General features: G+C 64.7%; 16 protein-coding genes. 7 read left to right on the top strand and 9 right to left on the bottom strand.

What is annotated here, in order from left to right; translation table 11 throughout:
* Nucleotides 1-17: 17 nt before the first annotated feature.
* Entirely contained in the window at nt 18-1,058 is a 1,041-nt protein-coding gene (locus OB905_06255; protein MCU4925589.1) for a glutathione S-transferase family protein, read from the bottom strand.
* A gap of 134 nt (nt 1,059-1,192) precedes the next feature.
* On the opposite strand from OB905_06255, the gene OB905_06250 reads away from it, so the two are divergent.
* Nucleotides 1,193-2,239, top strand: a complete 1,047-nt coding sequence (locus tag OB905_06250) for a DNA methyltransferase (protein MCU4925588.1) — start codon at nt 1,193-1,195, stop codon at nt 2,237-2,239.
* 213 nt (nt 2,240-2,452) lie between these two features.
* Here OB905_06250 and OB905_06245 read toward each other — a convergent pair whose 3' ends face one another.
* Entirely contained in the window at nt 2,453-3,115 is a 663-nt protein-coding gene (locus OB905_06245) for a TrkA family potassium uptake protein (GenBank protein MCU4925587.1), read from the bottom strand.
* 242 nt (nt 3,116-3,357) lie between these two features.
* Here OB905_06245 and OB905_06240 point away from each other — a divergent pair, with 242 nt between their 5' ends.
* Nucleotides 3,358-4,794: an NCS2 family permease gene (locus tag OB905_06240; protein MCU4925586.1), complete on the top strand. Its 1,437-nt coding sequence runs from the start codon at nt 3,358-3,360 to the stop codon at nt 4,792-4,794.
* 108 nt (nt 4,795-4,902) lie between these two features.
* Nucleotides 4,903-5,148, top strand: coding sequence for a glutathione S-transferase N-terminal domain-containing protein (locus OB905_06235; protein MCU4925585.1), 246 nt, complete (start codon nt 4,903-4,905; stop codon nt 5,146-5,148).
* 19 nt (nt 5,149-5,167) lie between these two features.
* On the opposite strand, the gene OB905_06230 is transcribed toward OB905_06235, so the two are convergent.
* Nucleotides 5,168-6,133: a transcriptional regulator gene (locus tag OB905_06230; protein MCU4925584.1), complete on the bottom strand. Its 966-nt coding sequence runs from the start codon at nt 6,131-6,133 to the stop codon at nt 5,168-5,170.
* A gap of 165 nt (nt 6,134-6,298) precedes the next feature.
* Here OB905_06230 and OB905_06225 point away from each other — a divergent pair, with 165 nt between their 5' ends.
* Nucleotides 6,299-7,591 (top strand): tRNA(Ile)(2)-agmatinylcytidine synthase, encoded by a 1,293-nt coding sequence (locus OB905_06225; GenBank protein ID MCU4925583.1) that lies wholly within the window; start codon nt 6,299-6,301, stop codon nt 7,589-7,591.
* 30 nt (nt 7,592-7,621) lie between these two features.
* On the opposite strand, the gene OB905_06220 is transcribed toward OB905_06225, so the two are convergent.
* Nucleotides 7,622-7,825 carry a hypothetical protein gene (locus tag OB905_06220; GenBank protein MCU4925582.1) on the bottom strand — a complete coding sequence of 68 codons (204 nt, stop codon included), beginning with the start codon at nt 7,823-7,825 and terminating at the stop codon, nt 7,622-7,624.
* 169 nt (nt 7,826-7,994) lie between these two features.
* Between OB905_06220 and OB905_06215 the strand changes: the two genes are divergently transcribed.
* Both OB905_06215 and OB905_06210 read left to right on the top strand, forming a co-directional pair.
* Entirely contained in the window at nt 7,995-9,104 is a 1,110-nt protein-coding gene (locus OB905_06215) for a GTP-binding protein (protein MCU4925581.1), read from the top strand.
* A gap of 263 nt (nt 9,105-9,367) precedes the next feature.
* Nucleotides 9,368-10,159, top strand: a complete 792-nt coding sequence (locus OB905_06210; protein ID MCU4925580.1) for a VOC family protein — start codon at nt 9,368-9,370, stop codon at nt 10,157-10,159.
* A gap of 16 nt (nt 10,160-10,175) precedes the next feature.
* Here the strand turns inward: OB905_06210 and OB905_06205 are convergent, their stop codons facing one another.
* The 5 genes from OB905_06205 to grxC all read right to left on the bottom strand — a co-directional run bounded on the left by OB905_06205 (nt 10,176) and on the right by grxC (nt 17,026).
* Nucleotides 10,176-10,814, bottom strand: a complete 639-nt coding sequence (locus OB905_06205) for a hypothetical protein (GenBank protein MCU4925579.1) — start codon at nt 10,812-10,814, stop codon at nt 10,176-10,178.
* Between the two features lie 127 nt (nt 10,815-10,941).
* A complete protein-coding gene (locus OB905_06200) occupies nt 10,942-12,123 on the bottom strand; it encodes a sugar phosphate nucleotidyltransferase (GenBank protein MCU4925578.1) in 1,182 nt (393 codons plus the stop codon).
* Between the two features lie 77 nt (nt 12,124-12,200).
* Nucleotides 12,201-14,678 (bottom strand): cation-translocating P-type ATPase, encoded by a 2,478-nt coding sequence (locus OB905_06195; protein MCU4925577.1) that lies wholly within the window; start codon nt 14,676-14,678, stop codon nt 12,201-12,203.
* A 6-nt stretch (nt 14,679-14,684) separates the two neighbouring features.
* On the bottom strand, nt 14,685-15,551 hold the full coding sequence (locus OB905_06190; GenBank protein ID MCU4925576.1) for a sulfite exporter TauE/SafE family protein: 867 nt from the start codon (nt 15,549-15,551) through the stop codon (nt 14,685-14,687).
* A gap of 113 nt (nt 15,552-15,664) precedes the next feature.
* Entirely contained in the window at nt 15,665-17,026 is a 1,362-nt protein-coding gene (grxC, locus tag OB905_06185; protein ID MCU4925575.1) for a glutaredoxin 3, read from the bottom strand.
* 120 nt (nt 17,027-17,146) lie between these two features.
* On the opposite strand from grxC, the gene OB905_06180 reads away from it, so the two are divergent.
* Nucleotides 17,147-17,431 carry a DUF357 domain-containing protein gene (locus tag OB905_06180; protein ID MCU4925574.1) on the top strand — a complete coding sequence of 95 codons (285 nt, stop codon included), beginning with the start codon at nt 17,147-17,149 and terminating at the stop codon, nt 17,429-17,431.
* Nucleotides 17,432-17,573: the final 142 nt, after the last annotated feature.

Raw genomic sequence — 17,573 nt, 5'->3', positions numbered from 1 at the left:
GGTAATCACTACTACCATCAATCGGCGCTCCCAACCGGTGTGAGCGCGGCCGGTGGGTCTCCCGGAAGCTCGTCGCGATCGTGGGACGCCTCGAAGTCCAGATCCGGTCCACGTGCCACGATTCCGTGCGGCGTGACGTCCGGGTGGGTGGTGTAGTAGTGTTCTTTGATGTGGTCCATGTTCACGGTCTCGGCGACGCTCCCGTGGCTCGGATCCGCCGACCCACTCCCAGCGCCTGTCTGGTAGAGATCACGGAGGTACGGCCAGAGGTGTTCGTACTCTCGGATGAACTGGACGTTGCACATGAAGTGGGTGTGGTACACCTGATCGAATCGGACCAGCGTGGTGAACATCGCGATGTCCGCCTCGGTCAGTTTCTCTCCCGCGAGGTAGCGCTGGTCGGTGAGCACCTCGTCCCAGTGAGCTAACGCTTCGAAGAGTTCGTCGACCGCCTCGTCGTAGGGTTCCTGTTTCGTCGCGAACCCGGCGCGATAGACGCCGTTGTTGATCGGCTCGTAGATCTCGTCCATCACCCGATCGATCTCCTCGCGGTATCCCTCCGGGTAGAGGTCGACGTCGCGAGCCGCCACGTCGTCGAACTCGGTATCGAGCATCCGCATGATCTCCTTGGACTCGTTGTTGACGATCGTCTCCTCTTTGGTGTCCCAGAGGACTGGCACCGTCACCCGACAGGTTGCGTCCGGGTCGGCGCGCACGTACAACTCGCGGAGGTAGTCGGCGTCCTGGACGTGATCACGGGTACAGCCCTCCTTCTCAGGCGTGAACTGCCAGCCGTCCTCGCCACGATATGGGTCGACGACCGAGACCGAAATCGCGTCCTCGAGGCCCTTTAACGCGCGGACGATCAGCGTCCGGTGGGCCCACGGGCACGCGTACGAGACGTAGAGGTGGTACCGATCGGCCTCGGGCTGGAATCGTGCATCCGGCTCGTCGCGGATCTCGTCTCGGAACGGTGTCGTCTGGCGCTCGAAGGAGCCGTCTTCGCCGGTCGTCTCGAACGCGTCGGTTCGCCACTCGCCGTCGACGAGCATGTTCATACCTCGGCTACGCACCAGAGGTACAAAACGACAGTTGACACCGGTGTTACCGCCCCGGGCGACTGAATGGGGTACCTCCACCGCGGCACACTGCCGTCCACGACCTTTATAGTGCGGCGACCGAACGCGACGGTATGGCCGACGAGGAGCCGCGACACCGCCAGAGCCGTCTCGTGACCGACGACGACGGTGGGTTCGACGCGGAGCGCGCCCGCGAGGACTCCCTCCCGGTTGAGGACGGCGAGGTGGTCGACACCGACGAGCTGGCCGATTACCAGACCTACCGCGAGGGTCGCGGGATCTACGACGAACGCAACCGAGTGAACGACCTCACCGGCCGGGAGTGGAAGTACGCTACCAAGTCCGTGATCGCCGAACGCTACCCGCCGGATCTCCAACACGAGCTGCGAAGCGAACACGGCGGCCAGAAGCCACCGCGACTCTGTGCCGATCTCATCGAGCGCTTCTCGAAGGCGGGCGATACCGTCCTCGATCCCTTCGCCGGCGTCGGCGGCACGCTTCTGGGTGCGAGCCTCTGTGAACACGAGGGGACCGGCCTGCGCGAGGCGATCGGCTTCGAGCAAACCGAACGATGGATCGACCGCTACCGGGACGTCCTCGAGCGCGAAAACGCCGCGCGCCGAGACCGCGGTCAGTCCCCGCTTGCCGCACAGGACATTCGTCACGGAGACTGTGCAGCTCTCGTCGCGGACGTGCCCGACGAGTCGGTCGACCTGCTCCTGACGGACGTGCCCTACTGGCACATGGACGAACTCGAGCAGACCCGAAACGAGCGCGCGACGCGGGCGAGCAAACTCGGCTCGTTCGAGGCGGTGCCCGACGACGAATCGTCGGCTGCCGACTCGACCGACTCTCGGTCGGGGTTACAGACGAAAGCCGAGTGGCTCGCCGATATGGGCGAGAAGTTCGCTCGCTTCACCCGAGCGTTGACCGACGACGCTCACCTGGTCGTCTTCATCGGGGACATGTACCGCGAGCAGTCCTACGAGTTCCTCTCGGCTGATCTCGCCCGGGAAATCGAGGCTGGGGCACCGGTGACCCTTGCCGCGAATCTTGTCTGGTACGATCCGACCAAGGACCTCCACGTCTACGGCTACCCCTTCTCGTTCGTTCCGTCGATGGTTCACCAGAACGTACTCGTCTTCCGGGTCGATCGCTGACCACTCCGCATCGGTTGTGTTCCCCGTCAGACTTCCGTCGTGCGATTGTCTGACGTACCTTTATACGATTCCGCCGGCTTGGTAGAACCAGGCGCGTTCACCGACGGTTTCATTCCCCCATCCTTTCCGTTGGCGCGCCTAGCAGTTTGCTCCCCATCCCCCTCTTTCCCCGATTCCACGCGACGAGCCGACAAGCCGTGCCCTCGAGAGGTTTCATACGCTCGTCGAGACGAACTGTGAGCGAACCGCGTCGGCGTGGTCGGTTTCGGTGATGACGGCAACCTCGTCTCCGCTTTCGAGCTGGGTTCCCGGAAGCGGAATCGTCAGTGCCTCTTTCGCCCGCCCGTGGGCGTAGATTCGAGCGCCAGCGGGAAGCTCAACCTCGCTGATTCGCTTCCCGATCGCCGGCGATCCATCCCCAATCTCGACGACCGTGAGCTGGAGATTCGCCGCGAGGTCGGCGACCACGTTGAAGTCGCCCCCGAGCAAGGCTGTTTTGGCGCCTGCTGCACCCAGGCGTTCTGGGTAGACGATCTCGTCGACGTCTGCGGCGTACTTTTCGTAGATTTCCTGCCGGTAGTCCTCGTCGATCCGAAGAACGGTCCGACAGCCGTGGTGGCTGCCGACCATACAGGCCGCGAAGTTGACGTTCAGATCCGGCGTGAACGCTCCGATCGCGTCGGCAGTTTCGATGCCGGCCTCGAGCAGCGCGTCCTCGTCGGCTCCATCGCCGGTCACCGTCTCGAAGCCGTCCGCGTCGGCGCGTTCGACCCGGTCCGGTTCAACGTCGAGGACGACCACCTCGTGGCCCTCTTCGGCCAGAACCTGCGCCGCTCGCGAACCGACCCGACCGTACCCAACGATAACAAATTGCATGGATGGCGATACGCCCTCGTTCGTGAAATACTTGATCCCGTTTGGCGGTGGAGCCAACGTGATCTCGCCTGACGGCGGCGTCACGGTGTGCGTTCGCTCCCAGCACTCTCAGTTCGTGTCGGGGTACACGGTATCGAGTGACGAGCTATCACGTCACTCCATATCCACGAACGTGAACGTCTTTTCGTCGAGATGGACGGGAACACTTAAGCAGCCGGTGTCTCAATGCTCGACCGTCCAATATGGGGGTTACTGACCGCGTCGCGACCTACTTCGGGTTCGACGAACACGACACCGACATTCGGACCGAATCGCTCGCCGGCCTCACGACGTTCCTGGCGATGGCATACATCATCGTCGTCAATCCGGCTATTTTGAGCGAAGCAATCCAGATCGAGGGATACGAGCAACCGGAGGTGTTCCAGATGCTCGCTGTCACGACGATCCTCGCGTCGATCGTCGCAATCCTCGTCATGGCGTTCTACGCGAATCGGCCGTTCGGACTCGCACCCGGGATGGGACTCAACGCCTTCTTCGCTTTCACCGTCGTTCTCGGGCTCGGCGTCCCCTGGGAGGTCGCGCTCGTCGCGGTCTTCGTTGAGGGGATTATTTTCATCCTGTTGACCGCCGTTGGCGCCCGGAAGTACATCATCGAACTCTTCCCCGAACCGGTCAAGTTCGCCGTCGGGGCCGGTATCGGTGTCTTCTTGCTCTTCTTGGGACTGCAAGAGATGGAGATCGTCGTCGCCGATCCCGAGACGCTGGTCTACCTCGGTAACGTCGCGACGAGTCCGGTTGCCGGGCTCTCGCTGGTTGGGCTGGCGCTCACGTTTATCCTCTGGGCGCGTGGCATCAAGGGGTCGATCGTCATCGGTATCGTTACCACGGCGGTCGCGGGCTGGTTGTTGACTCTTGCCGGGTTCTTTTCGGCTGGTGAACTGGTTCCCGAGGACGCGTATCAGGACGCCACCAACGACGGCCTCGTCTCGATGCTAGCCTCCGCACAGTACGATATCACACCGCTGATCTCCGGCTTCATCGACGGATTCGGGATGGTTGCGGACGATCCGCTCGTCTTCGCACTGGTCGTCTTCACGTTCTTCTTCGTCGACTTCTTCGACACGGCGGGAACGCTCATCGGCGTCTCCCAGGTCGGCGGCTTCTTAGACGATCAGGGTGACCTGCCCGAGATCGAGAAGCCGCTGATGGCCGACGCAGTCGGGACCACTGCCGGTGCGGCGATGGGTACGTCCACCGTCACGACGTTCATTGAGTCTTCGACCGGACTCGAGGAGGGCGGCCGAACCGGCTTCACCGCGCTCGTCGTCGGCGGTCTCTTCTTCCTCGCGCTCCTCATCGTTCCGCTAATGGTCTTGATCCCGCAGTACGCGACCTACCTCGCGCTGGTCGTCGTCGGCATCATCATGCTCCAGGGCGTCGCAGACATCGACTGGCAGGATCCCGCCTGGGCGGTTGCCGGCGGCCTGACGATCACGGTCATGCCGCTTACGGCTTCGATCGCGAACGGGCTCGCGGCTGGGATCATCAGCTACCCGCTGATCAAGGCCGCGATGGGCGAGCGTCAGGACGTCTCGCTCGGCCAGTGGACGCTCGCAGTCGCGTTCGTCGCTTACTTCATTATCTTCTTCGCCGTCGATGCGGGCGTCGTGACGTTCTAACCGCTCTTCTCGTTCTTCTTGCGTTCGGCTCTCTCCTCACGTTTCCCAGTTGCGGCAACGGACCCGGCCGACCGGTGAGCTGATACTTCTCCTCTCGCTACGTCAGGTATGGCTGACATCACGATGTACAACCTCCCCGGCTGCCCGTACTGTGCGAAAGTCAGAACCAAACTCGACGAGCTCGATCTCGAGTACGAGACGATCGACGTGCCTCGCAATCACGGTGACCGGACAGAAGTCGAGGCCGTAAGCGGCCAGACCGGCGTCCCCGTACTTGTCGACGAGGCCAACGGCGTCGAAGGGATGCCTGAGAGCGACGATATCGTCGACTATCTCGACAAAACGTACGCCTAAAAACGGCTCTGACCGCTCTTTACGCGGCCTCTTCGCGTTCGGATCGCTCTCGAATCACCGCACGCAGATCGTCCGCTTCCCGCAGCTCCGCCAGCTCGTCGCGTTCGACCAGCGCGGTGCCGTCGACGGACTCCTGTTTCGCCCGGTCGACGACGTAGACCGAGCGCGTCCGGGTGACGCGGCCGATCGAACTCATAATCCGCGCACGCTTTTCGGCGGCTTTCGTAAACTCCGAGTGACCCGTGAGGACGACCTCGCTGTCGTCTTCGTCCTCGCTGATCGCCTTGAACGGCGACCGAAGCGTCGGATGGACCCGGTAACCGGCTCGGGTCAACACGGCGACGACCTCCTCGTCGTCAGGATCGGCGTCGGGGTCGTCCGGCATCGTGTCGTTCTCGTGGACCTCTTCGGCGCCGTCTAAGACGTCGACCGGGCTGGTAAGCGAGGAGTCGAATAAGTCCTCTAGGGCCATCGCGACCTCGATCGAGGCGTTCATTCCGTCTTCGTACTTCGAGACGGTTCGGCGCGAGACGCCCAACTCTGAGGCCAGGCGACCGAGGCTCCACTCGCGACCTTCGCGTTCGTCGGCCAGCAGGTCGCCGTCGATATTGACGTACAGACCGCCGGGTGCGGCGTAGATCAACGGCGGGACCCCCTCGATAAAGAGGTTGTACGCCGTGTCCGGGCTGAACGCGGGGACACCGTGGCGGAAGTAGACGACGTCCGGTTTCAGGTCCTCGTCGCGGCTACGCAGGCCAATCACCAGCGGCGTCGCCCGGAGGTACTCGCCCAGACGGCGCATCTCGTGGCCCGTTGCCTGTGTGAACGCGTCGACGTTGCCGAGAATCTTTACGAGTAGCAGGTCTTCGCCGCGCCGGGCCGCCACGTCGAAGCTCTTCGGGCGGATCGCACACCGGTCGCTGACGGCGAACCCCGCGTCCTCTAACATCGCGGTGACGTTGCCGACCAGTGCGGATCGGGACATAGGGAGACGTAAGTAACTCCTCATATATGTGCCTTTCCCTGGTTATGTCCGGACTACGTCCGGCGATTGGCTGGGTTCAGGGCCGGATAATTTATATACGTCCTCTGAGCGCACCGCCGCGGGCTCCCGAAAGGTGTTACCGCCTCGGCGGCCAACCCACCGCCGATGACCGTCGTCGGGATCGACGATACCGACTCGCGCGAGCGCGGGATGTGTACGACGTACGTCGCCGCGCAGGTTGCCGAGCGGCTGGCTCGTGAGGCCGCCGTCTCGCGGCTCTTGCTCGTGCGGCTGAACCCGGCCGTCGAGTACAAGACTCGGGGGAACGCCGCGCTCGCGATTCACACTGACTGCGACCCCGACCGGGCCTTTTCGATCGCCCGGGAACGCATCGAAGCCCTCGCGGAGACTGCCGACGATCGGACGCATCCGGGGCTCGTCGTTGCCGACCACGACCCCGACGAAGCGACGGCTCCGGACCCTGTCCAGGCGTTCGCCCGCCGCGCGGTTCGCGAACAGCTTTCGATTGCGGACGCGACGGCGCTGGTCGAGGAGTGGGAGTACCGCCACTGGAGCACCGGGAACGGTCGTGGCCGAATCGGGGCGCTAGCGGCTGTCGGTAGCTGGTCGACATTTTCGGAGTGGACCGCCGAGCTGATCAGCTACCGCGAGCCCGACCGATGGGGCACCTCGCGGGACGTCGATCCCGACTCGGTTTTCGAGGCCGCCGACTCTGCCTCCCCCGCGACGTGGGACACCGTCGATCGTGTCGCGGGCGAACTCGTCTGTGTGCCCCACACTCCGGGCCCCATTCTCCACGGCATCCGTGGCGATGATTCCGACGCCGTCCGGTACGTCGCCGACAGTATCGAGGGTGAGCCGGTTGCCGACGCGCAGCTGTTCGTCACGAACCAGGGGACTGACGCCCACCTTCAGGACGGGACGATCGGCGACCTTCTGGAGGGGCGCGCCTACCGGGTCGACGGCCAGGTGGCGACCGAGCCCGAAACGCGACGCGGCGGGCACGTTTTCGTCGAGCTCGAGCCGGGAGACGCTGCATTAGGAGACTCGACCTCCCGCCTTCGGTGTGCCGCCTTCGAGCCAACGAAGCGATTCCGAGACCGCGTGCGCGCGCTCCGTCCGGGCGATCGGCTCACGGTCTGTGGAGAAGTCTCACGCGACACGCTCAAACTCGAGAAGTTCGCCGTCCGCGACCTCGTCCGGACGGAGCGTGTGACACCGACCTGTCCCGGCTGCGACCGGCGGATGAAAAGCGCCGGTCGCGATCAGGGCTACCGGTGTCGCGATTGCGGGACGTCGGCACCGGAGAAGCAGTCGGTACCGATCGAGCGCGAGCTCGACGTCGGCTGGTACGAGGTCCCCCCGCGCGCCCGACGGCACATCGCGAAACCCCTGGTTCGGGGCGGCTTCGATGCGCCCGTTCATCCCGAGCGCTGATCCATCGGCGGCGTCACTGCCGATCTCTGCTTACTGCAGTGGGATGCCGTTTTTGGCTAAAAATTCGCTCGCAGCTTTGATTTCGACGGGGCTACCGACGAGCCGACAGTATCCGTCCCGTTCTTCGAAGACGGAGACCGTGGCCTCCTCGTGCAACTGCGCTTCGATCCCACGGATGCGCTCTCGCGGGAGGACGATCTGCGTACTCTCACGCAGCTGCGTCGGAGTTGGCATAGTCGGGGCTTTTTCCGCCCGCCGTTTATGCGTGTCGAACTTGCGTTGGGATCGGTGATTGCCAATCATCTTTGACCACTCTCCTGCTACGGGGGCGTTTTGACGCCGAGTCCGGGCGCCGTGGTCGGGTCGAAAGGGTTTTTCGGTGCGGCCGGCAGGATACGAGTACATGGGGCTCGAGGAGGAGATCGACGCAATCGAAGAGGAGATCGCCAACACGCCCTACAACAAGTCGACGGAGGCCCACATCGGCCGGCTCAAGTCGAAACTCGCCGAGAAAAAAGAGAAGCTTCAGAACCAGTCTTCGGCGGGTGGCGGCACCGGCTACTCCGTCGAGAAGACCGGCGACGCAACGGTCGCCTTGGTCGGCTTCCCGAGCGTCGGCAAGTCTTCCTTACTCAACTCGTTGACCAACGCCGAGTCCGAGACCGGCGAGTACGAGTTCACCACGCTCGACGTCAACCCCGGGATGTGCAAACACCGCGGGGCGAACATCCAGCTGCTCGACGTTCCGGGTCTGATCCAGGGTGCGGCGACCGGGAAGGGTGACGGTAAGCAGGTCCTCGCGGTCGTCCGCAACGCCGACCTCATCCTGTTTGTCCTCTCAGTGTTCGAGATCGAGCAGTACGACCGCTTGCAGGAGGAACTGTACGACATCAACATCCGGGTCGACAAGGAGCCACCCCGGGTGACCGTCCGTCCGAAGATCAAAGACGGGATCAAGATCACCTCGAGCGTCGAGCAGGAACTCGACGAGACGACGATCAAGGACGTCCTGCGCGAGCACGGGTTCGTCAACGCCGACTTGAACCTCCAGGAGCAGGTCGATATCGACCGGCTCATCGACGGCCTGATGGAGAACCGAGAGTACATCCCTTCGATCACCTGCGTCAACAAGGTCGACCTGATCAACCCCGACTACAAGGAGACCGTCGACGAGCAACTGCGCGAGCGCGATCTCGACCCCGAGGAGGTCACCTTCATCAGCGCCGCCGAGGAGAAGGGCTTAGCGTCGCTCAAAGACCGTATCTGGGACAATCTCGGACTCATTCGGGTCTACATGGACAAACCCGGCCGCGGCGTCGACTGGGAGGAACCCCTCGTCATCCAGCGGGGAACGACCGTCGGCGAGGCCATCGAGAAACTCGGCGGCGAGATGGAAGAGCGCTTTCGCTTCGCCCGGGTTTCGGGTCCGAGCGCCACTCACGACGAGCAGCAGGTCGGGACCGAGCACGTCCTCGAAGACGAGGACGTGCTGAAGCTGATTCTGCGCCGGTAATCGCAGTTTCTCTGCCGCGTTTCCGGCCAGTTCGTGCTCCCGGCACCTCAGATAATTCCAGCACCCCAGAGGATGAGCGCGATGCCCAGAAGGGTGCCGACGGTGCCGATGATGAGCCCGAGCCGTCTCTCGTCCATGTCGCCTCCATCACAGCCCTCCCTCAATACTGTTCGGTCGCCACTAACTTCGATCCGTCATCACGACCCTCTCCCGAATCGACCGCCTTCCACAGCTTTTTGCGATTCGCAGCCCTCCACTCGCCTATGGACGGCGTAGTCGACCACACGATGATCCGCGTCTCGGATCTCGAGGAATCGCTCGACTGGTACCAGACCCACCTCGAGTACGAGGAGAAAGATCGCTACGAGGGCGACGGCTTCACCATCGTCTACCTCGGTCCCGAGAAGATGCACGAGGACGAGGCGATGCTCGAACTCACCCACAACGAGGGGGCCGACGAGCTCGAGGTCGGCGACGCCTGGGGCCATATCGCCGTGCGCGTCCCCGAGGGCGAACTCGAGGCCCACTACCAACAGCTCATGGACGAGGGCGTCGAGGACTACCGCAACCCCGAGTCCTGTGGCGGGCGCTACGCCTTCGTGAAGGACCCCGACGGCCACGAGATCGAGATCGTCCAGCGCGACCAGGGCGCGACCTGGTCGATCGACCACACGATGATCCGCGTCGAGGACGCAGACGAAGCGCTCGGCTTCTGGACCCGGAAGTTCGAGTACGACGAGGTCGGCCGCTGGGAGTCCGACACCTTCGCAAACTACTTCGTCGAACCCCGCGACGCCGCCAGCGAGGCGATGAGCGTCGAGCTCACCTACAACTACGACGGCCGCAGCTACGAGCAGGGCGACGCCTGGGGCCACCTCTGCGTCCGCGTCGACGACCTTCAGGAGGACTGGGAGACGCTGTTAGAACGCGAGGCCCCCGACTACCGTGATCCGGAGAGCAACGACAACATGTACGCGTTCACGACGGACCAGGACGGTCACGAGATCGAGATCGTCCAGCGCGATCCGGCGGCCGAGTCGCTGTTCCCGTTCTAGACGTTGTCTTGTAGTTTCACTCGCCCGCCGTTACGTCGAGCGTGAACCGACACGCCACGCGCTCGCCGTCGGTTACGTCCAGCTCCGAATCGTGGTACTGCTCTTCGGTTTCCAGGTCGTAGACCTGGTACGAACTCTCGAACGCGTACTCGCCCGGTTCGGGACAATCGCCCTCGAAGTCCCTGCCGTGTCGGAGCACGTGACGGCTCTCAGATTCGACATCGTCCGCTTCGAGAAACGTCGTCTGCGAGTCACTCGTCCGCTCTAGATACTCCTCGTCGAATGACCAGCAGGTCTCTGCGCGGAGGTCGTACTGGTCCGTCTCGCCCATCGTGAACGTGTGCAGTCCCGACGGCTCGCTGGAGGCGAACTCCCCGACCCGGTAGCCCGACCAGCTATCGATTCGCACGAGTCGCTCGCCGACGTTCTCGATTTCGAGGTACAGCTCCGGTATCTCGTCGCCGTCCAGTCGCGCGTTCGAAACGGCGACGTCGAGGGCGATCCCGTGCTCGTCGGCTGCGTCGTCGATATCCGTCACTGCCAGCTCCACGTTCGAGGGGTCGCCGTCTCTCAGCGATAGTTCGTCGAGGCAGCCGCCAAGACCGACCGCGCCGGCGGTACCACCGGCCGCGAGGAACGCTCGTCGGGTCGTCATTGTTGCCACTATTGTTGGGGGGTTGAAATATATCTGGGGAGATTTCCGCACTCGCGAGCCCAGCGAGTCCGTCGCCACGTCAGTTTTGGCGTGCCACTGATCGCGACGACCCGCCGATTTCGGCGCGCTACCGATCGCGATCCACGTTCTCGCCGGGCATCGTCGTCGCGCCGGCCGACAGCGAGACGCCCGGATAGAGGTTCGTGTCGATCCCCGTCTTCGCGCCCTCGCCGACGACGACGCCGTACTTGCGCCGGCCGGTCGAGACGCGCTCGCCCTTGACCGTTGCTTGCACTGGCTCGTCATCGTGGCGGAGGTTCGCGACTGTGGTGCTGGCGCCGAAGTTGACGTCTCGGCCGAGGACGCTGTCGCCGACGTACGAGAGGTGCGGGACGGTCGCGCCGGCCATCAGGATGCTGTTTTTCACCTCGACGGCGTGGCCGACCGTCGCGCCCTCGCCGAGTACCGTCGAGCCGCGGACGTAGGCGTTCGGTCCGACGGTGGCGCCCGACCGGATCAGGACGGGACCCTCGATCACGACGCCCGGCTCGACGGTGGCGCCTTCCTCGACGACGACGTCACCGCGGATATCGGCTTCGTCGCTGACGTCGCCGTCGAGCCGGCGCTCGACCCCCTCTAAATGCCATTCAGTGGCCTCTAACAGCTCCCAGGGGCGGCCGACGTCGAGCCAGCGGTCCATGACGACCGGTCGGACGCTGTGTTCCTCGATCGTCCGCGCGAGCACGTCGGTGATCTCGTGCTCGCCGCGCTCGCTTTCGGGGACTTCGAGCCAGTCGGCGGCCGCCTCGGGGAAGACATAGGCGCCCGCGTTCGCGAGGTTCGTCGGCGGATCGGCAGGCTTTTCGACGATACTCGTCACAACGCCATCGTCGGTCCCGAGGACGCCGTAGTGTTGTGGATTGTCGACTTCGACGGCCGCGACGGCCGGCCCGGCCTCGAGCAGTCTCCGAACCGCACCCGGCTCGTAGCGGTTGTCGCCGTTTAAGACCGCGAACGGTCCGTCGATATGCTCGCGGGCGGTCGCGACGGCGTGGGCCGTCCCGGCCCGTTCCGCCTGAACCGCGTAGCTGATCGGGACCCCGCCTCTCTCGTCGCCGAAGTAGTCCCTGATCGCGTCGGCCTCGTAGCCGACCACGAGGACGACCTCGTCGACCCCGGCGTCGATCGCCTGGTCGACCGTGTGAGCGACCAGCGGGCGGTCGCCGACGGGGAGCATCGGCTTTGGCATGGTCGCAGTCAGCGGGCGCATACGCGTTCCTTCGCCGGCCGCGAGGACGACGGCTTTCATCGCCCTGATCGTACGACGGGGTCGTGGTTAATGCTGTGGTTGCGTTCCAGTTCGTGTGACGAGCCGCCGGCAGTCGCCTACTCGTCTAACAGCGGCCGCGAGGAGTTCGTCACGACCAGCAGGCTGCTCGCGCCCATCGCGAGCGCGGCGAACAGCGGGTTGAGCAGGCCGGTCACTGCCAGCGGAATCGCGATCGCGTTGTAACAAAAGGCCCAGCCGATGTTGCCCTTCACCCGGCGATCGGTCGCGCGGGCCAGCTCGAAGACCGTCTCGACGGCGTCGAGATCGTCGTCGACGAGCGCGACGTCGGCCGCATCGGCGGCCATCGCCGTGCCCCCGCCCAGCGCGATTCCTAGATCCGCGGCGGCGAGCGCGGGCGCGTCGTTCGTCCCGTCGCCAACCATGATCGTCCGCCCGCGGCCCTTGAGCCGTTCGACCGTCTCGGCCTTCCCTTCGGGTGGGACGCCCGCGAAGACGCGGTCGATAGCCGGGGACTCGCGGAAGCGCTCGGCTGCCCGGGCGTCGTCGCCCGTGAGAACGACGACCTCGACGTCGGTGTCGGCGATCGCCGACAGCGTCTCCTCCCAGCCGGGCCGCAGGTCGTCGCCGACGACGATCACGCCCTCCGCGCGCCCGTCTCGACCCACGGCGACCGGAACGCGCCCGGTCTCGCGGGCGTCTGCGACCTGCCGCACGATCGCCTCGGGGACCGTCCACCCGCGGTCGCGGAACAGATCCGGGTGGCCGACGATGATCTCGTCGCCGTCGACGACGCCCGAGACGCCGTTTCGGTGACTTTCGAAGCGCTCGACGCCATCCTCGTCTCCCCTCTCGCCATCGGGGTTGGAGCCAGTAACTTCGACCGCGCCACCGTCTGCGACTGTCTCGGATTTGCCGTCCGCAACCGGAGCCGCCTCCGCGATCGCCTGCCCGACCGGGTGGGCCGACCGTTGCTCGAGTGCCGCGGCCTGCGCCACCAGATCTGGCTCTACGTCGGTCTCGAGAACCGCCATCTCGCCCGTCGTCAGCGTCCCCGTCTTGTCGAGGACGACGGTGTCGGCGTCGCGGATGCGCTCGAAGATGCTGTCGTCGAAGACGACGATCGCGTTCTCGAGCGCGTCGCGGATCCCCGCGGCGACCGCAAGCGGCGTCGCCAGCCCCAGCGCGCACGGACAGGAGACGATCAGGACGGTGAGTCCGACGAGTAAGGCGTCGGCGATCCCCGCCCCGAGTGCGAGGTAGACCGTCGTTACGACCACTGACAGGACGAGGACGAGGGGAACGAAGATCGTCGCCAGCTTGTCGGCGAGCTTCTGGATCCCGTGGGTGCCGCTCTGGAGGTCCCAGACGAGTTCGGCGATCCGGTCGACGGTGCTCGTCGCCTCGTCGCCGACCGCGACGGTGAGCGCGCCGTCGACGACCATCGAACCGCCGACGACGGCGTCCGTTTCCGCCTTGCCGACCGGCAGCGACTCGCCGGTGACGACCGCCTCGTCGACCGCTGCCTCACCCTCGACGACGGTCCCGTCGATCGGGACGCGCTCGCCTGTCCGGACGAGCACGCGGTCGCCGGCCGCGAGGTCGGCGACGGAGACGTCCTCGGGTTCGCCGTCGCCCGTCTCGCCGGCCCGGCCGACGCGGCGGGCCTGGTCGACCTGGACGGCGGTCAGCTCCGAGAGCCGCTCGGTCGCCTTCTGTTTCAGGGTGTTCTCGTAGTAGCCCCCCACGGAGACGATGACGATGATGGCGACGGTCACGTCGTAGTAGATGTGCGGACCGCCGACGGCGATCGAGAGCGTACTGTAGAGGTACGCGCTGACGGCCGCGATCGTCACGAGCAGGTCCATGTTCGGCCGGCGGGTCAGGACGCTGACGTACGCCCCCTGCAGGATCGGTTTGCCGGTGACCCCGAGCACGATCGTCGTCAGCGCCCCGATCATGAGGTAAAACGGCGTCGCGAGGTCGCTCGCGAGTGTCGCCTCGAAGAACTCGAGTGTCCGCTCGTCGTAGAACCAGGCGCCGAAGTAGGTTGGATAGATGATGACGAGATACTGAAGCATGACCATCATCCCCACGAGGACGCCGACGACGATCCGACCGAGCGCCCAGTTATCGGCCTGTCGGCGGCTGAACGCGTCCTCGCGGTCGTAGGCGCTGTAGCCGAGTCCGCTGATCGCCTCTCGAATCTCTGCTTGCGAGACTGCGTCGGGATCGTGGTCGATCCGTACCGTATCGGTCACGTAACTCGAGCTGGCGTCGCTGACGCCGGAGACGTCGCGGGCGGCCGATTCGATGAACGCCTCGCAGGTCGCACAGTGCATGCCGTCGACCTCCAGGTACGTCGACTCGTGATGGGCAGGAACTTCGCGCTCGGCATCGCCTGCGTCTCGCGCCTGCCGGACGTCCTCGGGCGTGACGTCGACGTCGCCGAGCGCGTCGAAGACGTCCCGACAGCCAACACAGCAAAAACGGTTCCCCGACTCGTCCGCGACCGAACTCCCCTCGACGGGGAGATCACAGAGCGTACAACCCGCGTCGGTGGTGGTCTCGGTCATGGTGTCTTAGTGGTGATCGTGACCGCCCCCATCGTAGCTGTCACCTCCCTCGCCTGCGATATCGATGCCGTCGTAGAACGGTAGCTCTGGGTGGGGGACGTGCAAGCCGAAACTCATCAGTCCGTGAGCCAGCAACACGTAGCCCAGGACGACGAACGCGACTCCGAGTAGCCGATGGACGCGCCGGCGGTGAGCGACGTCGATTCGGTCGATAATCGTGCCGTAAGCGAAGACGGCCGGTACGGTGCCGATGCCGAGTGCCGCAAGCGCGAGCGCGCCGCCGACGGGCGAGCCGAGCACGAACGCGTACAGAAACGCCGGATAAAGGATTGGACACGGCAACAATCCGTGGAGGGCGCCCAGACCGACGATTCCAGGCCCGTTTGCGAGGCGCTCGACGTGGGCCGCGAGCCAGCCGGTGACTCGCTGGAGGCCGGGAATGGAGACGCCACCGGTCGTCCGCCCGAGCAGGTAGTAGCCCCCCGTCGCCATGACGAACCCGCCGACGAGGATACCGGCGCCCCCTCGGATCGGATCGACGACAGACGTCAGCGACGCCGTCGTTACGAAGAGAACGCTCCCGAGCGCGCCGAAGGCGGCGCCAAGCAGGGTGTAACTCGCGGTGCGACCGAGGTTGAACAGCGCGTGTTGGCGAACCTCGTAGGTGGTGAGGTGACCGCTTTCGGCGGATCCCCGACTCTGCGCTGCGCTTGCAGTTCCGGTCGATCCGCCGTCGGTTCGCGCGCTCCCGTCCATCGCTCCCGCGTAGACCGTTACGAGAGGCCCACACATTCCGATACAGTGGGCTCCGGCCAGCAGGCCGATGACGAGAAACAACACCACGTCGATCCCGAGGAGTGTGAACGGATCCATGTCGTGTGTGGGTCGTTGTATTGTCGGTAGCCACCGAATGGAGTAATGACTTTCGCGTTGATCGGCGCCACCAATCTGTCACCACGTCCTGCCGAGTACGCCCGACGATCGGTTCAGTCGTCTGCAGCAGCCGTCTCGGCTTCTGCTGCCTCCTCGCGCTCGAGTCCCTCTAAGTAGTCGTCGGCGTCGAGGGCTGCCTTCGAGCCCATCCCGGCCGCGGTGACGGCCTGCTGATAGTGGTAGTCGACGACGTCACCCGCACCGAAGATGCCGGGGACGTCGGTCTCGGTCTGACCGCCGCCGTCGCCGCCCTGCGTCCGGAGATAGCCCTCTTCGTCCATCTCGACGCCGGTACCCTCGAGATACTCCGTGTTGGGCGTGTGACCGATCGCGAAGAAGACGGCGCCGACGTCGAACTCGATCGTTTCGGTGTTGGGATCGTCCAGGTTCTCCGAGGGGTAACCGGCCTCGTTCTGGGCGAGCGTGACGTAGTCGACACCCGCCTCCTGGGAGCCGTGGATCTCGAGCACCTCGGTGTTTTTCATGATCTCGATCTCGCCTTCCTCGACCTTTTCGTGGACGCGGTCGACCCAGTAGTCCTCCGCACGGAACTCCTCACGGCGGTGGGCGAGGTAGACCGTGTCGGCGAACTTCGTGAGGAAGGTCGCCTCTTCCATCGCGGCGTCGCCGCCGCCGACGACGAGCATGTCCTCGCCGCGGAAGAACGCGCCGTCACACGTCGCACAGGTCGAGAGCCCGTACCCCATCAGCTCGTCCTCACCGGGGATGCCCAGAGTACGAGCGCTCGCGCCCGAGGCAGCGATCACGGCGTCTGCGGTGTAGACGTCGCCGTTCGTAAGCTCGAGGCGGAACGGACGATCTGTGGCGTCGACCGAATCCACGATCCCGTTTATCAGGTCGGCGCCGAACCGGCGGGCCTGCTCTTTCATGTTGTTGACCAGCTCGGGACCGCTGATCCCCTCGGGGAAGCCCGGATAGTTTGCGACGTCAGTGGTGAGGGTGAGCTGTCCGCCGGGTTCGTCGCCCTCGATTACTAGGGGCTCGTTGTTCGCGCGACCGGCGTAGATCGCGGCGGTGAGGCCGGCGATCCCGGTGCCGGCGATGATCAGCTTTCGGTGTTCGACCGCTTCGGCGGCTGGGCCGCCTTCGTCTCGATGCTCCAGCGGCGCATCGCTCCCGCCGTCAGTGACGATCCCGAGTTTCTCGTCGAGTTCGCCGGTCTCTTCGAGTGCGCTGGTGTCGTCCCAGCCACCGACGAGCTCGTCGTCGATGAACACTTCGGGGGCGGTCTTGCGGCCGTCGGTGCGCTCGACCATCTCCGAGAAGCGCTCGTCGTCGCCCGTGACGTTGTACTCCTCGTACTCGACGCCCTTGGCGTCGAAGAAGTCTTTCGCCTTCTCGCAGTAGGGGCAGTCCTCCTTGGTGTAGATTTCGACGCGAGGCTGCTCGCTCATATGTCGTTACTTGGGAAACGCGGCCTAAACCCCTTGCGTTCCACCCTCCCATGTAGTACGTGGCTCGGTGTTCGGCTTCGCGTCGGTGGACTTACCACGCCGACCGACGACCGATCCCTCATGGCAGCTTCCCTCGAGGAGAAGACGAACCGCTACGGCGAGCTACTGGCGGAGGCGCTCGAGGCGGCGACGGTCGCCCCGCCGGATGGATCGCCGATGGCCACAGCCGCCGACGAGTGCTACGAGATGGCAGCGTCCTATCTCACGGACGGTCGCCACTTCCGGGCAGAAGACGATCTCGTCAACGCCCTCGCGGCCTTCTCCTATGGCCACGCCTGGCTCGATGCTGGCGCTCGGATCGGCCTCTTCGACGTGCCGACCGACGGACACCTGTTTACGGTCTGAACGCGGCTGGGTCGTGACCGCCCGAATGAACTGCTTACCGCCGACAAAACATCCTTATTAATAATTTAGTAACCGACACGTATTTACATGGCGGCGTGACTTGTTTATATAGTAGGCGAAATCTTTATAAGGCTTCCGGACT

The organism is Halobacteria archaeon AArc-dxtr1, from assembly GCA_025517425.1.
GTDB lineage: Archaea > Halobacteriota > Halobacteria > Halobacteriales > Natrialbaceae > Halostagnicola.
The sequence above is the reverse complement of the archived record's forward strand: the minus strand, read 5'-3'. Positions and strand labels throughout refer to the sequence as shown.

What these genes read in the sequence shown, in the direction of transcription:
- OB905_06255 (MCU4925589.1), bottom strand. Translation starts at nt 1,058, where the DNA reads ATGAACATGCTCGTCGACGGCGAGTGGCGAACCGACGCGTTCGAGACG.
- OB905_06250 (MCU4925588.1), top strand. Translation starts at nt 1,193, where the DNA reads ATGGCCGACGAGGAGCCGCGACACCGCCAGAGCCGTCTCGTGACCGAC.
- OB905_06245 (MCU4925587.1), bottom strand. Translation starts at nt 3,115, where the DNA reads ATGCAATTTGTTATCGTTGGGTACGGTCGGGTCGGTTCGCGAGCGGCG.
- OB905_06240 (MCU4925586.1), top strand. Translation starts at nt 3,358, where the DNA reads ATGGGGGTTACTGACCGCGTCGCGACCTACTTCGGGTTCGACGAACAC.
- OB905_06235 (MCU4925585.1), top strand. Translation starts at nt 4,903, where the DNA reads ATGGCTGACATCACGATGTACAACCTCCCCGGCTGCCCGTACTGTGCG.
- OB905_06230 (MCU4925584.1), bottom strand. Translation starts at nt 6,133, where the DNA reads ATGTCCCGATCCGCACTGGTCGGCAACGTCACCGCGATGTTAGAGGAC.
- OB905_06225 (MCU4925583.1), top strand. Translation starts at nt 6,299, where the DNA reads ATGACCGTCGTCGGGATCGACGATACCGACTCGCGCGAGCGCGGGATG.
- OB905_06220 (MCU4925582.1), bottom strand. Translation starts at nt 7,825, where the DNA reads ATGCCAACTCCGACGCAGCTGCGTGAGAGTACGCAGATCGTCCTCCCG.
- OB905_06215 (MCU4925581.1), top strand. Translation starts at nt 7,995, where the DNA reads ATGGGGCTCGAGGAGGAGATCGACGCAATCGAAGAGGAGATCGCCAAC.
- OB905_06210 (MCU4925580.1), top strand. Translation starts at nt 9,368, where the DNA reads ATGGACGGCGTAGTCGACCACACGATGATCCGCGTCTCGGATCTCGAG.
- OB905_06205 (MCU4925579.1), bottom strand. Translation starts at nt 10,814, where the DNA reads ATGACGACCCGACGAGCGTTCCTCGCGGCCGGTGGTACCGCCGGCGCG.
- OB905_06200 (MCU4925578.1), bottom strand. Translation starts at nt 12,123, where the DNA reads ATGAAAGCCGTCGTCCTCGCGGCCGGCGAAGGAACGCGTATGCGCCCG.
- OB905_06195 (MCU4925577.1), bottom strand. Translation starts at nt 14,678, where the DNA reads ATGACCGAGACCACCACCGACGCGGGTTGTACGCTCTGTGATCTCCCC.
- OB905_06190 (MCU4925576.1), bottom strand. Translation starts at nt 15,551, where the DNA reads ATGGATCCGTTCACACTCCTCGGGATCGACGTGGTGTTGTTTCTCGTC.
- grxC (MCU4925575.1), bottom strand. Translation starts at nt 17,026, where the DNA reads ATGAGCGAGCAGCCTCGCGTCGAAATCTACACCAAGGAGGACTGCCCC.
- OB905_06180 (MCU4925574.1), top strand. Translation starts at nt 17,147, where the DNA reads ATGGCAGCTTCCCTCGAGGAGAAGACGAACCGCTACGGCGAGCTACTG.